The organism is Streptococcus sp. 20925_1_22 (genome assembly GCF_041431685.1).
Classification (GTDB): domain Bacteria; phylum Bacillota; class Bacilli; order Lactobacillales; family Streptococcaceae; genus Streptococcus.
This window is the reverse complement of record NZ_JAPVYE010000005.1, coordinates 254,251-268,387: the sequence shown is the minus strand read 5'-3', so window position 1 is coordinate 268,387 and position 14,137 is coordinate 254,251. Positions and strand designations below refer to the sequence as shown.

11 protein-coding genes and 2 pseudogenes are annotated in these 14,137 nt (G+C 40.4%); 12 read left to right on the top strand and 1 reads right to left on the bottom strand.

The annotated features are described in order from the left end of the window. Window positions 1-162 precede the first annotated feature (162 nt). The 11 genes and pseudogenes from aspS (at window position 163) to O3621_RS09035 (ending at window position 12,564) form a co-directional block, all read left to right on the top strand. Complete coding sequence (gene aspS / locus O3621_RS09085; protein WP_371514072.1) at window positions 163-1,899, top strand: aspartate--tRNA ligase; 1,737 nt, start codon at window positions 163-165, stop codon at window positions 1,897-1,899. A gap of 203 nt (window positions 1,900-2,102) precedes the next feature. Beyond that, window positions 2,103-2,405, top strand: a complete 303-nt coding sequence (gatC, locus tag O3621_RS09080) for an Asp-tRNA(Asn)/Glu-tRNA(Gln) amidotransferase subunit GatC (RefSeq protein WP_242758750.1) — start codon at window positions 2,103-2,105, stop codon at window positions 2,403-2,405. Beyond that, a complete protein-coding gene (gatA, locus tag O3621_RS09075; RefSeq protein WP_371514071.1) occupies window positions 2,405-3,871 on the top strand; it encodes an Asp-tRNA(Asn)/Glu-tRNA(Gln) amidotransferase subunit GatA in 1,467 nt (488 codons plus the stop codon). Before gatC ends, gatA begins: the two co-directional genes overlap by 1 nt. Then, on the top strand, window positions 3,871-5,304 hold the full coding sequence (gene gatB / locus O3621_RS09070) for an Asp-tRNA(Asn)/Glu-tRNA(Gln) amidotransferase subunit GatB (protein WP_125331190.1): 1,434 nt from the start codon (window positions 3,871-3,873) through the stop codon (window positions 5,302-5,304). The genes gatA and gatB overlap by 1 nt, the downstream gene beginning before the upstream one ends. A 305-nt stretch (window positions 5,305-5,609) precedes the next feature. After that, window positions 5,610-6,011 (top strand): annotated as a pseudogene (locus O3621_RS09065) (transposase); the annotation flags it as partial. Window positions 6,012-6,951: 940 nt separating this feature from the next. Continuing rightward, complete coding sequence (locus O3621_RS09060) at window positions 6,952-8,214, top strand: hypothetical protein (RefSeq protein ID WP_126435847.1); 1,263 nt, start codon at window positions 6,952-6,954, stop codon at window positions 8,212-8,214. Beyond that, window positions 8,214-8,597, top strand: coding sequence for a hypothetical protein (locus O3621_RS09055; RefSeq protein WP_260468384.1), 384 nt, complete (start codon window positions 8,214-8,216; stop codon window positions 8,595-8,597). The genes O3621_RS09060 and O3621_RS09055 overlap by 1 nt, the downstream gene beginning before the upstream one ends. Next, window positions 8,558-8,914: a hypothetical protein gene (locus O3621_RS09050; RefSeq protein WP_125330667.1), complete on the top strand. Its 357-nt coding sequence runs from the start codon at window positions 8,558-8,560 to the stop codon at window positions 8,912-8,914. The genes O3621_RS09055 and O3621_RS09050 overlap by 40 nt, the downstream gene beginning before the upstream one ends. A gap of 121 nt (window positions 8,915-9,035) precedes the next feature. After that, a complete protein-coding gene (locus tag O3621_RS09045) occupies window positions 9,036-10,082 on the top strand; it encodes a 2,3-butanediol dehydrogenase (RefSeq protein WP_125330666.1) in 1,047 nt (348 codons plus the stop codon). Between the two features lie 97 nt (window positions 10,083-10,179). Beyond that, window positions 10,180-11,101: pseudogene (locus tag O3621_RS09040) on the top strand (DMT family transporter). Between the two features lie 111 nt (window positions 11,102-11,212). Next, window positions 11,213-12,564 (top strand): IS3 family transposase gene (locus tag O3621_RS09035; RefSeq protein WP_371514070.1). Its coding sequence is split into 2 segments (ribosomal slippage): window positions 11,213-11,654 and window positions 11,654-12,564, totalling 1,353 coding nucleotides; the frame shifts between segments, so codons are not numbered across the junction. Between the two features lie 45 nt (window positions 12,565-12,609). Here the strand turns inward: O3621_RS09035 and O3621_RS09030 are convergent. Then, a complete protein-coding gene (locus O3621_RS09030; protein WP_126435846.1) occupies window positions 12,610-13,236 on the bottom strand; it encodes a TVP38/TMEM64 family protein in 627 nt (208 codons plus the stop codon). Between the two features lie 196 nt (window positions 13,237-13,432). On the opposite strand from O3621_RS09030, the gene O3621_RS09025 reads away from it, so the two are divergent. Further along, complete coding sequence (locus O3621_RS09025; protein ID WP_260468379.1) at window positions 13,433-14,101, top strand: hypothetical protein; 669 nt, start codon at window positions 13,433-13,435, stop codon at window positions 14,099-14,101. Window positions 14,102-14,137: the final 36 nt, after the last annotated feature.

The window sequence follows — 14,137 nt, the reverse complement described above, 5'->3', positions numbered from 1 at the left end:
CTGCCTTTTAGGGCGGTGAATAACAGTGGTACCACGGCTTTCGTCTGTTTTAGAGACGAAAGCTTTTTATTTTGCAGTAGGTCCAGTGAAGATGGTAGAAGAATGCTTCAAATATCCTGAACAGCAGGGTGGAGCTACGAATTGATTTGAGAGGGAAAGAACATGAAAGAAATTTTTATCGGAAACTATGGTTTAGAGCAGGTCGGACAGACCATGACCGCAACTGGCTGGGTGGCCAATATCCGCAATCACGGTAAGCTGGCCTTTATTGAATTGCGGGACCGCGAGGGATTGCTTCAGGTCTTCGTTGGCGGTGAGATTGAAGATTTTGCTAAGCTGGAAGACATTGGCAAAGAGGATGTCATTGCTGTGACGGGGCAAGTCGTTCAGCGGGAAGAACGCTTTGTCAATAAGTCCATCAAGTCTGGTCAGGTTGAGCTGAGGGCAGAGAAGATTGAGGTTATTGCTAGCAGCAAGGCATTGCCTTTTGAGCTGGACCAGCATGCTCATACTGGGGAAGACCTGCGTCAGAAATACCGCTATCTGGACTTGCGCCGTGAGAAGATGACACATAACCTTAAACTTCGTCATCAGGTCACATCAACCATTCGGGAATATTTGAATGGTTTGGACTTTTTGGAAGTCGAGACGCCTTATCTGACTAAGTCAACTCCTGAAGGAGCTAGAGATTTCTTGGTGCCTAGTCGGGTCTTTAAAAATCAATTCTATGCGCTGCCTCAGAGCCCGCAGATGCTCAAGCAGTTACTGATGGGAGCTGGTCTCGAGCGCTATTATCAGATTGTTCGTTGCTTCCGTGACGAAGATCTGCGGGGCGATCGCCAGCCAGAGTTTACCCAGGTGGACTTAGAGCTGAGTTTTGCCAGCGAGGAAGAAATCCGAGCTTTGGTTGAAGCCATGCTCAAGGCTGTTGTTAAGAAAACTCATGGTTTAGAGTTGACAGAAGCTTTTCCAACTATCAGCTATGAAGAGGCTATGAGCCGCTTTGGTTCTGATAAGCCAGATACACGCTTTGGTTTAGAGTTGAAGAATCTGACGGATTTGTGCCAGTCCAATGACTCTCTTCTCATCAAGAAAGCCTTGGATAATCAAGAGGAAGTGATGGGAATCTGTATTCCAGATGCGGCTAGTGCTTTTAGCAAGAAACAGCTGAGTCACTACTATCAGGAAATGAAGGAATTTGGCTGCAGTCGTTTCGCCAGTCTAAAGGTTGAAAATGGCCAGTTAGTTGGAGATTTGGCTAGCACCTTTGAGGCTGAGAGTCAGGAGTTGCTGGCACGTTTTGAGGCCAAAGATGGAGACCTCGTTCTGCTAGTCATGGCTAAGAAGCGTCGGGCTCAGGAAGCTTTGGGACATCTGCGCATAGAAGTCGCAAAAGCTTTGGATTTGATTGACCCGAGTTTGCTTCATTTTCTCTGGGTTGTGGATTGGCCGCTGCTGGAGTGGAATGAAGACCAAAACCGCTATCAAGCCATGCACCATCCTTTCACACAGGGCATTTTTGAAGAAGGTCAGGAGCCAGATCAATTCCGCAGTCACGCTTACGACATCGTCTTGAATGGCTATGAAATCGGCGGTGGGAGTCTACGGATTCATGACAGGAAGGCTCAGGAAGCGATGTTTGAGCTATTGGGCATGAGCCGAGAAGACTATGAGCGGGACTTTGGTTTCTTCCTAGAGGCCTTAGAGTACGGCTTCCCACCGCACGGCGGCTTGGCTCTGGGCTTAGATCGCTTGGTTATGATTTTGGCTGGGGAAGAAAATATCCGCCAAGTCATCGCTTTTCCGAAAAATGGTACTGGCTTTGATCCTATGCTGGAGAGTCCAAGTTTAGTGGACCAAAGACAGCTCAAAGAACTGCATTTGGAATTGAAGAATTAGCCTGAAATATGGTAAAATGAAATGATGCGAATTCCTGAAGAATAGCAGGAAGAAGCTGAAGAAAAGAGCTAGCGGATGGCAAATAAATCAGCGTCCCTGGCTTGTCAAAGTAAAGGTGAGCTGAAGCTTGGAAATAAAGATGTCATCTAGAAATTGTTATTTTCAGTCGCTAAAGCTCACATATCTTATGAAAGGAATCAGAGATGAAGATTACTCAAGAAGAAGTAAGTCACGTTGCTAAGCTGTCAAAACTGGCTTTTTCACCAGAAGAAACTGCTGAGTTTGCGACGACCTTAACCAAGATTGTCGACATGGTCGAATTGCTCAATGAAGTGGATACGGAGGGTGTGCCTTTCACTTCTAATGTAGCTGCCAATATCAACTATATGCGAAAAGATGTGGCTCAGCCAGGCTGGAGTCGGGAAGAGCTTTTCCAAAATGTACCTGAAAAAGAGCGGGGCTACATCAAAGTGCCTGCCATCCTAGATGACGGAGGAGATGCCTAATGACTTTTAATCACAAGACCATTGAAGAACTGCACGACTTGCTGGTCAAGAAAGAAATTTCTGCGGTAGAGTTAACTCAGGCAACTTTGGCAGACATCAAAGAACGTGAAGCAGCTGTGGACAGTTTCATTACTGTCAGTGAAGAAGAAGCTTTAGCTCAGGCTGCGGCTTTAGATGCTAAGGGCATTGACGCCGATAATCTCATGAGTGGGATTCCGCTGGCGGTTAAGGACAATATCTCAACCAAGGGAATCTTGACGACAGCTGCTTCTAAGATCCTCTACAACTACAAGCCAATTTTCGATGCGACCAGCGTGGAGAAGCTTTACAGTAAGGACATGATTATCGTCGGGAAGACCAACATGGACGAGTTCGCCATGGGGGGATCCAGCGAAAACTCTTACTTTAAGACGACTAAGAATGCTTGGGACAGCAGCAAGGTTCCCGGTGGATCATCTGGTGGCTCAGCGACTGCGGTTGCCTCTGGTCAGGTTCGTCTATCACTGGGTTCAGATACAGGCGGTTCCATTCGCCAGCCGGCTTCCTTTAACGGTGTAGTAGGCCTCAAGCCAACCTACGGACGGGTTTCTCGTTTTGGTCTCATTGCTTTTGGATCTTCTTTAGACCAGATTGGTCCTTTCTCTCAGACGGTTAAGGAAAATGCTCAGCTCTTGAATGTTATTTCTGGTAATGATCCTAAGGACTCGACATCATCACAAGAGGCAGTGCCAGACTTTACCAGCAAGATTGGCCAAGATATCAAGGGTATGAAGATTGCCTTGCCTAAGGAATACATGGGTGAGGGAATTGACAGCAAAGTCAAGGAAACGATTTTAGCAGCGGCGAAGCACTTGGAAAGTCTAGGAGCTATCGTTGAGGAAGTTAGTCTGCCTCACAGCAAGTACGGCGTGGCTGTTTACTATATCATTGCTTCTTCTGAAGCTAGCTCTAACCTGCAGCGTTTTGATGGTATTCGCTATGGCTACCGTGCGGAAGGAATTGAAAATCTAGAAGATGTCTATGTCAAATCTCGCAGCGAAGGCTTTGGTGAAGAGGTGAAACGCCGCATCATGTTGGGAACTTTCAGCCTGTCATCTGGTTACTACGATGCCTACTTCAAGAAAGCTGGTCAGGTTCGGACCTTGATTATGCAGGATTTTGCTAAGGTTTTTGAAAAATATGATTTGATCTTAGGTCCAACTGCACCAACGGTTGCTTATGACTTGGGCAGTCAAAACCAGGATCCAGTGGCCATGTATCTGGCTGACCTTTTGACCATTCCAGTCAATCTGGCTGGTCTGCCGGGCATTTCAATCCCAGCTGGCTTTGCAGATGGTCTTCCTGTCGGCTTGCAACTGATTGGGAACCACTTTGATGAAGAGACCATCTATCAGGCAGCCACAGCATTTGAAGCAACGACTGACTACCACAAACAGCAGCCAGTTATCTTTGGAGGTGAAAAATAATGAACTTTGAAACAGTTATCGGACTGGAAGTCCATGTTGAATTGAAGACCAATTCAAAAATTTTCTCTCCGGCTCCAGCTCACTTCGGTGAAGATCCAAATGCCAACACCAATATCATTGACTGGTCCTTCCCAGGTGTTTTGCCTGTTATGAACAAGGGTGTTATTGACTATGGTATCAAGGCTGCTCTGGCTTTGAACATGGATATTCACCAGAAGATGCACTTTGACCGCAAGAATTACTTCTATCCGGACAATCCAAAAGCCTATCAAATTTCTCAGTTTGATGAGCCGATTGGCTACAATGGCTGGATTGAGATTGAGCTAGAAGATGGCACGACCAAGAAAATCCGTATCGAGCGGGCCCACTTGGAAGAAGATGCTGGAAAGAATACCCACGGCAGCGATGGCTACTCTTATGTGGACCTCAACCGTCAAGGGGTGCCTCTGATTGAGATTGTATCGGAAGCAGATATGCGCAGTCCAGAAGAAGCTTATGCCTATCTGACTGCCCTCAAGGAAATCATCCAGTACACGGGTATTTCGGATGTCAAGATGGAAGAGGGCTCCATGCGGGTCGACGCCAATATTTCTATCCGTCCTTACGGCCAGGAAGAGTTTGGTACTAAGACTGAGCTGAAAAACCTTAACTCCTTCAACTTTGTCCGCAAGGGTCTAGCATTTGAGGAAAAACGCCAAGCAGAAATCCTACGCAGCGGTGGTCAAATCCGTCAGGAAACCCGTCGTTATGACGAAGCGACTGGCGAAACTCTGCTTATGCGGGTTAAGGAAGGTTCAGCGGACTACCGTTACTTCCCAGAGCCTGATCTGCCTATCTTTGAGATTGAGGATGCTTGGATTGAGCAAGTACGTAGCAGTCTGCCAGCCTTTCCAAAAGAACGCCGAGCCAAGTACGTGGGCGACTACGGTCTGTCTGACTACGATGCCAAGCAGCTGACAGCGACGAAGGCTGTGTCAGACTTCTTTGAAGCAGCTCTTGCGGCAGGCGGTGACGCCAAGGCTGTCTCTAACTGGCTCCAAGGAGATGTAGCCCAATATCTCAATGCCGAAGGCAAGACCATCTCTGAGATTGAGCTGACACCTGAGAATCTGACTGAGATGATTGCTCTGATTGCAGACGGAACGATTTCCTCTAAGATTGCTAAGAAGGTCTTTGTCCATCTAGCCAAAAATGGCGGCTCTGCTAAAGAGTATGTGCAGAAAGCAGGCCTGATTCAAATCTCAGACCCTAGCCAGCTTCTTCCAATCATCCAAGAAGTATTTGCAAACAATGAAAAAGCTATCAATGACTATAAAGGCGGCAACAAGAATGCTGCTAAATCCCTGATCGGTCAATTGATGAAGGCCACCAAGGGCCAAGCCAACCCACAAGTAGCACAAAAACTACTCAATGAAGAATTGGAGAAATTATAGAAATAAGTGAAAACCAGTCGTGAGGCTGGTTTTCTTTTGTGGAGAATAAATATGATAAAATAGAAAAAAACATAGGAGCTATAGATATGAAACAAGTCTCAAAAATAATTATTCTCCTACTAGCTGGAATATTGATAATGATAGGATTAAGTGCATGTGGAGAGAAAATACCAGAAAATCGCACAAAAGAACAGTACGAATTAGAGAAGGAGTTTCAGCCACTTTTTGACTTTTTAGCGGAAGAAAAGAAGGATTTGTCAAATGTAAAAATTTATTATAGTTCAATTTACATAACTGATAGAAAAACAAAAGTGAAACGAGTAGATAGAGCAATCATTCTTGAACAGTTTAAGACAATTTATCGTGCTGAAAATTTAGAAATGGTAGTACAAGCTTTAGAGGACTTTGTCGCTGAATGGAAACCAAAGTATAGGAAAGTAATGGAGAGTCTAGAGAATACGGATAATCTTTTAACTTTTTATCAGTCTCCCTACCAGATTTGGCACGGCATTTATTCGACAAATCTTATTGAATCTCTCAACAAAGAAATAAAACGTCAAACGAAAAAGAAGGTTCTTTTCCCTAACGAGGAGGCTCTGGAACGTTATTTAGTTACTTTGCTTGAAGATTATAATTTCAGGCATAGTCAACGAACTCATAAAGGGTTTGGCCAATGTTCTGATACCCTTGAAAGCTTATTTGATTAACAATCCGTAACTCTGCTTGAGTGTTTACACAAAATTGTTGACAGTATCATAAAATAGAGAGATTTACTTAAAAAATATATTATTAATTAATGATATAATTATTAATTAAGAAGTTAATGGTTTAGAATGGAAATTGATATCTATGAAACAAAAAAATATTACAACTAGAGAGATATTAGAATTTTTTAAAAAAAAGAGCCTAGAATAGAATTTAAATATATTCCTGAGGGGAAGTATTATGAATTACTGAATAGAACTGATAAGAAAGTATACAAAGTTTCTAAATATAAAGATAGGAAGATCCCATTTTTTTCAGAAAATCCAATAGTTTGGAAATTTCATCTCACTAATAACCCATCTCAAGACTATTTTAAAAACGCGCTTGACAATTATGAATTACAGAATGATAAAAGAGTTGAAGGCAAAGATAGAGGACATTTTGTTCCGAATTGTTTTAAAGAATATCTGATACCATCAGTAAAAAAAATTAATAATCAAGAAAAACTGAAAATTAATAATTTTTTTAGTAAAGGAAACAAGAAAAATATAACACCTCAAGACCCAAAGGCCAATCGAAATTCAAAAGATTATGTTGGACAATTAAAATTCGAACAGAGAGTGCAGAATTTCTTAAATGATAAGAAAAATTCTAAAGGAGAAGTTTACTATGAAATTGAAGAATATAGAAAAGGGGCATTGATTTTAGGACGTAGAATTTATATTAGTTTAAAAAGTGATAGCAATTCAGATGAAGAGACAATTCATGTGTTTATTCCTGAGGATCGTCAAAATTTAAATTAAAGTAATAAATGAGACAGTACCGTATAGTTTTCAAAGCGCTGTAGTTCAATCTGGAATGATGTGAATAAAAACATTTACTAAAATAACAATATTTTTATTGTTAATTATTAATTAATCATTATAAAAAGGAGATAATATTTTGAGAAATACGACGAATAAACAGGATGATTTTAAGCTCACCACTTGGCCAGTTAGATTATTTACTGCTTTTATATTCTTTTTCCCGATTATAGTGAAGATGTTTAGATACTTCGCTTATTATGGTCTTATAATTCCTTCAGAGCCTTGGAAGTTAGCACTGAATGTTGTGGTTGAGAACTTTTCGTTTTATTCAACTGCACTAACTATTAGTTTCACAGTATTTGTGTTTGTCAGTAATGAAAGGAATAGATACCGTGATGATAGAAAAGAACGTGAAAAAGAACGTGAAAGAAATGTAAAAGAAAAGGAAAAAGAATTAGAGCAATATAAAGATCATTATAGACCTAGTTTTGTGGTTGATGCTACTAAAGGTATAATCTTGATAATGCGAGAAGATACTTTATATATAGAGAATGTAAAGTATTATGATTCTAGCGATAATACGAAAAATTGTATTAGTAAAGTATCTTTAAAGTCGGGAGATGTTGTTTCTAAGAAGATACCACGTTCATTTTATATTACTGCTACAACAATAATTGGTGAGGAAATTCTTTTTGGGTATCTAAATGGAGGCATAAAGATTTATAAATATTTAAAATCGAAGGGGAATGCATTATATCCTGGTATTGGAAATTATAGTGATATATCATCTTCTAAAGATTGGGGAGACTACAATAATATTAGTGTGCCGACTGATTCAACGTTATCTGAAATTTTCTTTTATAACACATACGAAATTAGAGAAAAGATTTTTCTGAACACAAATAAAATGAAAGGCATTATTGATTCAAGGAATTTTAATGAACTCTTAAACTCCTTATTTGAGTTGCTTTCTTATGAAATTGAAGCAAATACAGTGGAACTTTCCAGTGTGTATTCAGTATTGCAAGATGTGTTAGATATTGTAAAATACAACACAGATTGTTTTGATGAAATTAAAAAATTTGATTTTAGATTAGAGTACATATTGAATAAAGAATCTTATATTATCAATAATTCACCTACAGAAATTGGTTATTTTGATTCATTAGATGATATTAATAATTTTTTTATGATGGACTTTATTGACCATATACAACGTAATCTTTGTTTATTAAAAACTGAAGAGAAGATTGACAAGTCTACTGAAAAATTTGTTTTGAGGGATATTTTAGCGATATTACTGGAGGTTTTCGATAATACAGATATACCTAGTTTAGGTAATATTCTTTTAATTAATTTAAAGGCAGTAATCTTTAATAATATTCACTTGAAGAAATAGTGCAGCCGTTGAGTGCCTGCGGAGAGAAAATACCAGAAAATCGCACAAAAGAACAGTATGAGTTGGAGAAAGAGTTTCAGCCACTGTTTGACTTTTTAGCGGAAGATAAGAAAGATTTGTCAAATGTAAAATTATATAGCAGTAAAATTTTTATGATGGATGAAAATGCTGATAGTAAAATATCAAGGAGTGTTTATTTAAAACCTGATAATACAGGAGAGTATATGCTTCTCATGTTGCTGACGATGAATATCTTAGTATTTTTAAATATCACAGCCTTTTATTTCGTCTTTTCTTTAGCCATCAGTTGTGTTAAAATAATTAAAAAAACAAAGGAGTCTTTATGTCAGAAATTAAAATCAAACGCGAGACAGGTTTTGTAGGGATTATTGGGAAGTTTCCAATCTTTATCAATGGTCAGAAAGTTGGCGCAATCAAAAACGGAGAAGAGGCTGTTTTTCCAATCGCAGCTAATGAAGCAGAAGTCCGTGCTGGATCTGCTCCTATGAAAACTAAGCCAGTGACAGTTAAATCAGGGCAAACCTTGCTGATTGAAACAAATTTTACTAATTTTTCTATTTGCTTGGGAACTTTAGTAGTTGCTTTTCTATTTGGTGGATTGCTTCGTGCGATTCTCTTGATTCTTTCTATTGTTTTAATGTTCCTTCTTCCTTTCTACTCTGCTAGAATTGCAGAATAAACTTGAGACCAGCTGATGCTGGTTTTTTGTATGTTATTTTTTGAAAATGTAGCTAATCTTTTGACAAGATTTCTGAAAGGGTTTACAATAAAACTAACAAATTATAAAGCGAGGTATGTTTATGGCAAAAATGAATGCTGCGCGTTGGTATGGCGCTAAAGATGTTCGTATTGAAGAAGTGGATGTACCGGAAGTCAAACCGCATCAGGTTAAAATTGCGGTCAAGTTCACAGGAATCTGTGGAACTGACTTGCATGAATACTTAGACGGACCGATTTTTATTCCGACAGAAACAGAGCATGTCTATTCTGGCCAGAAAGCGCCTGTAACTTTAGGACATGAGTTTGCTGGGGAAATTGTTGAGGTCGGCAGTGCCGTGACACGGGTCAAAGTTGGCGACCGGGTGACAGTTGAGCCCATTTTGGCTAAGCATAATCTTGTCGGTGATTATAATCTGGACCCTAATCTAAACTTTGTCGGTCTGGCGGCAGACGGTGGTTTTGCCAAATACTGTGTTTTGGACGGAGACATTGTTCACAAAGTTCCAGACAGCCTTAGCTATGAGCAGGCAGCTTTGACAGAACCTGCTGCTGTAGCTGTTTACGCAGTCCGTCAGTCAGCTCTTAAGACGGGCGATACAGCGGTTGTCTTCGGTTTGGGGCCAATCGGGCTCTTGATAGTTGAGGCTTTGCGAGCAGTCGGTGCCTCTAAGATTTATGGTGTCGAGTTATCTCCAGAACGCCAAGCCAAGGCTGAGGAGCTTGGGGCCATCATTGTGCATCCAGAAGAAGGCGAAGACGTGGTAGCTGCTATTCAGCGTTTAACTGGTGGCGGGGCAGATGTGTCTTATGAAGTGACCGGGGTGCCGGTTGTGCTGGGACAGGCTTTGGCTGCTGTTCACAAGGCTGGGGAATGTATGGTTGTTTCTATCTGGGAGCGAGAAGCCAGCGTCAATCCTAATGAATTTGCCATTCAAGAAAAAACGCTCAAGGGTATTATCGCTTATCGGCATATTTTCCCTAAGGTGCTGGAACTGATGGAGCAGGGCTATTTCTCTGCTGACAAGCTTGTGACCAAGAAGATTAAGCTGGAGGATATTGTGCAAGAAGGTTTTATCGAGCTGACTCAGGACAAGGCGCAGATCAAGATTTTGGTATCGCCAGAATAAATCTTTGCTTAATCATGAGATGAAAATCAGTCAAAACTGGCTGATTTTTCTTTATGGATTGTGCTATAATAAGCAAAGATATAGAAAGAGGTTTAGGATGTCAAAAGTTTTGAAAGGGACCATTTACACAATAGCTGCTGGAATTGCTTGGGGGCTGTCTGGCACGAGCGGCCAATATCTGCTAGGGCATGGTTTTTCTGCGCTAGCGCTGACCAATCTCCGCTTGCTGCTTTCAGGCCTTGCCTTGATGGGTGTGGCCTATTTGGCAAATCGGGACCATTTTCGGAAGCTTTTAAAAGATAAGTCTTCCTTGTTTTCTATTTTTATTTTTGCCCTCTTTGCTTTGTTTCTCAACCAATTTGCCTACTTGGAGGCCATTCGAGAAACCAATGCAGGGACAGCGACGGTCTTGCAATACCTCTGCCCAATAGGCATCTTAGCCTATGTCTGTATCAAGGATCGGGTTGCGCCTACAATATCGGAGCTTTGTTCTATGCTGTTAGCGATTGTCGGAACCTTTTTGATTTGCGACCCACTGTCAGCTGAATCAGTTAGCCATTACTCCTAAAGGTTTATTGGTTGGTCTTTTTTCAGCTTTTACACATGGGCTTTACATCTTGCTCTCTATTGACTTGATTAAGAAATGGGGCAGTATACTGGTGATTGGCATTGGAATGACCATGGCAGGGCTTTTCTTGCTTCCCATTAGCGGTCTAGCTCAGCACCAGTGGGATCTCAGTCCTAATATTCTATTAGCCTTGGTGGGAATCGTGGTAGTTGGGACCATCTTTTCCTACACGGTCTTTTTAAAGGGTACTTCCCTGATAGGACCTGTCAAATCCAGTCTTCTAGCTTCCACTGAGCCTATTTCAGCGGTCTTCTTTGCCTTTTTTCTGATGAATGAGCGTTTTTATGTCCTTGATCTGGTAGGGATTGCTATGATTTTAATAGTTGTTTCGCTCATTTCCCTTAAAGACTTATGGTTGCAAAAGAAGAAAAAGTCCTGCAGCCTCTCCTAGTTGAACCATTATATATGGTAGACAAAAAGGATAAATAAAAAAGGAGTTGACTTCATTGAACCGCACCCCAAAAGTTAGACAGAAAAAATCTAACTTTTGGGGTGTTTTTAAATGAAATTAACTTATGAGGATAAAGTTCGAATCTATAAACTAAGAAAACAAGGAATCAGCTTAAAGCGACTTTCAGAAAAATATGGGATGAACCTTTCAAATCTTGACTACTTAATTCGATTGATTGATCGCTACGGAATAGATAGTGTCAAAAAAGGGAAAAACCGTTATTACTCTCCTGAATTAAAACAAGAAATCATCAATAAGGTTTTGATTGAAGGTCGTTCGCAACTAAGCGTATCTCTGGATTATGCTCTTCCAAGTAGTGGATTACTTCCAAATTGGCTGGCACAATACAAGAAAAACGGGTATACTATTGTTGAGAAAACAAGAGGGAGACCAGCTAAAATGGGACGTAAACGGAAGAAAACTTGGGAAGAAATGACAGAATTAGAGCGACTTCAAGAGGAGAATGAGCGTCTACGTACTGAGGTGGCCTACCTAAAAAAGTTAAAAGAGCTAGAAGACAGGGACGAAGCCTTACAGCGAGAAAGGCAGAGACAGTTAGAGAAATGGTTTCAGGAGGATTTCGATTAGATTTACTTCTTGAAACGGCACATTTAGCTCGCTCAACTTACTACTATCACTTAAAACAGCTAGATCAACCAGATAAGAATCAAGAACTTAAAGCTGAAATTCAGGCCATTTATAGTGAGCATAAAGGAAATTATGGTTATCGGAGAGTTACTCTTGAACTAAGAAATCGCGGTTTTGTAGTGAATCATAAGAGGGTTCAACGTCTAATGAAGATCCTTGGTCTAACAGCTCGGATTCGTCGGAAACGAAAGTATTCTTCCTACCAAGGAGAGATTGGCAAGAAAGCAGAGAATCTCATTCAACGCCGGTTTGAAGCATCGAAACCAATGGAAAAGTGCTATACGGATGTGACAGAGTTTGCCATTCCAAATAGCACACAGAAACTCTATTTATCGCCTGTTTTAGATGGATTTAACAGTGAAATTATTGCTTATCATCTTTCTACTTCGCCTAATTTAGAACAAGTAAAAACGATGTTGGAACAGGCATTCACAGAGAAACACTATGGAAATACGATTCTCCATAGTGACCAAGGTTGGCAATACCAACACGATTCTTATCATCAGTTCCTAGAGAGTAAGGGAATTCAAGCATCCATGTCACGTAAAGGTAACAGCCCAGACAACGGGATGATGGAGTCCTTCTTTGGCATTCTGAAATCGGAGATGTTTTATGGTTATGAGAGGTCATTTCAGTCGCTTAACCAATTGGAACAAGCTATTGTAGACTATATTGATTACTACAACAATAAACGAATTAAGGTAAAACTAAAAGGACTCAGTCCTGTGCAATACAGAACCAAATCCTTTGGGTAAATTAATTTTCTAACTTTTTGGGGTCAGTACACATTCAACTTCTTTTTATTTGGAGACCATTTTCCAGAAAAAATCAATGACATAAGTCAGTCCGTAGGTATAGATGACGAGAGTGATGGGCTTGCAGACAAGGATAATCAGCATGTACTTTTTGAAAGTCATCTTGGTCAGGGCCGCCAGCATGCAGAGAAAGTCGGCTGGACTGATGGGCCAAATCATCATGAAAATGAAGAAGCGCTCAAAGCGATTCCCCTTATCCAGCCAGCCGATGTATTTATCATAAGTGCGCTTGCTGACGACAGACTGGACAAAAGCCGGACCATAGGTGCGCGCCAGATAAAATATCAGGGCGCAGCCAATGACAATACCGATATAGTTATAAATGGTGCCAACGATATGGCCGTAGATGAAAACACCAGCGACAGAGGTTAGGGCGCCAGGGATAATGGGCACGACCGTCTGTAGAATCTGCAGGAAGATAAAGAGAGGAGGCCCCCAGATGCCAGCCTGCTGGATAAAGGCTGAGAGAGTTTCCTTGGACTGGAGAATGCCTGCGAAATAGGCCCAAAGACAAAAGGCCACCGTTCCTAGAGCGCCAATGGCGGACGACCAGTTGATAATCTTTTGCAAAAAGGGAGAAACAGTTTTCATTTCTCGATCCTTGCTTGCCATAGGCACCTCCAAGAGAATTATTCTTATATCTACTATAGCATCTTTTGCCATTTTTGTAAGCTTTGAAGCTATAGGTGCTAAAAAGTATGAAAGATGATATAATGATATGACTGGTAAGCAATAATCTATAAGCATTCAAAAATTAGAGAGAGTGCTTGTGCTCGAACTAAAAATTCTAGGAGTTAGGAGAGTTATAGTGGAAGAATTTCTAAACTTATATCATCAAAAATTGTGGGAGATTGCATATGAGAATCTCATAAGAACATTTTTCCACCCTCATACAATTATTTTCTTTGTATTATTTTTAATTATTTCTTTCTTAATCTGTTACGTATATTTCGAAAAAAAATGTACTTTACTATTTATAGTTAGTTATTTCTCCTTGTTCCTTTTGGGAGGAGTCGCAGAGTTTGTGAATAGCTATGACAAAATTATGAGTCCAGATTCAAGTTATAACCAATCCTTTTGGTTATTTCCAGTAGTAGAAATGCGCTTACAGATTGAGTATGTAGATGAGCAACTCTTATCTAGTGTTGATGGAGAGCTTAAGAAAGCAGATGTTATACTGTTTGCAGAAGCTAATCCTCAATATCACGATGGTCTTTTTAGTGATACAGCGGATTTCTTTACACGTAGCCATATAGAGGGGAAACAGTTTTTAGTTGCTTTAGTAGGCTACGAAGAGAAAGATGGTGAATGGCAATCTGTTGACATTCGCATTGCCCCTGGTGATGAAGAAAAGGATCTTCAGAAATTTTCTAAGGTTCTTCACATAAAAAAAGATGAAGCAGAGGGTGCTACCGGTATTATTTATAAACTTCAAAAATTTTATGAAAAAAAGTTAGAGAGCGAAAAAAATAGATAGTGGTCTTATGGCATGATTTTTGTTCCATTTTAAATG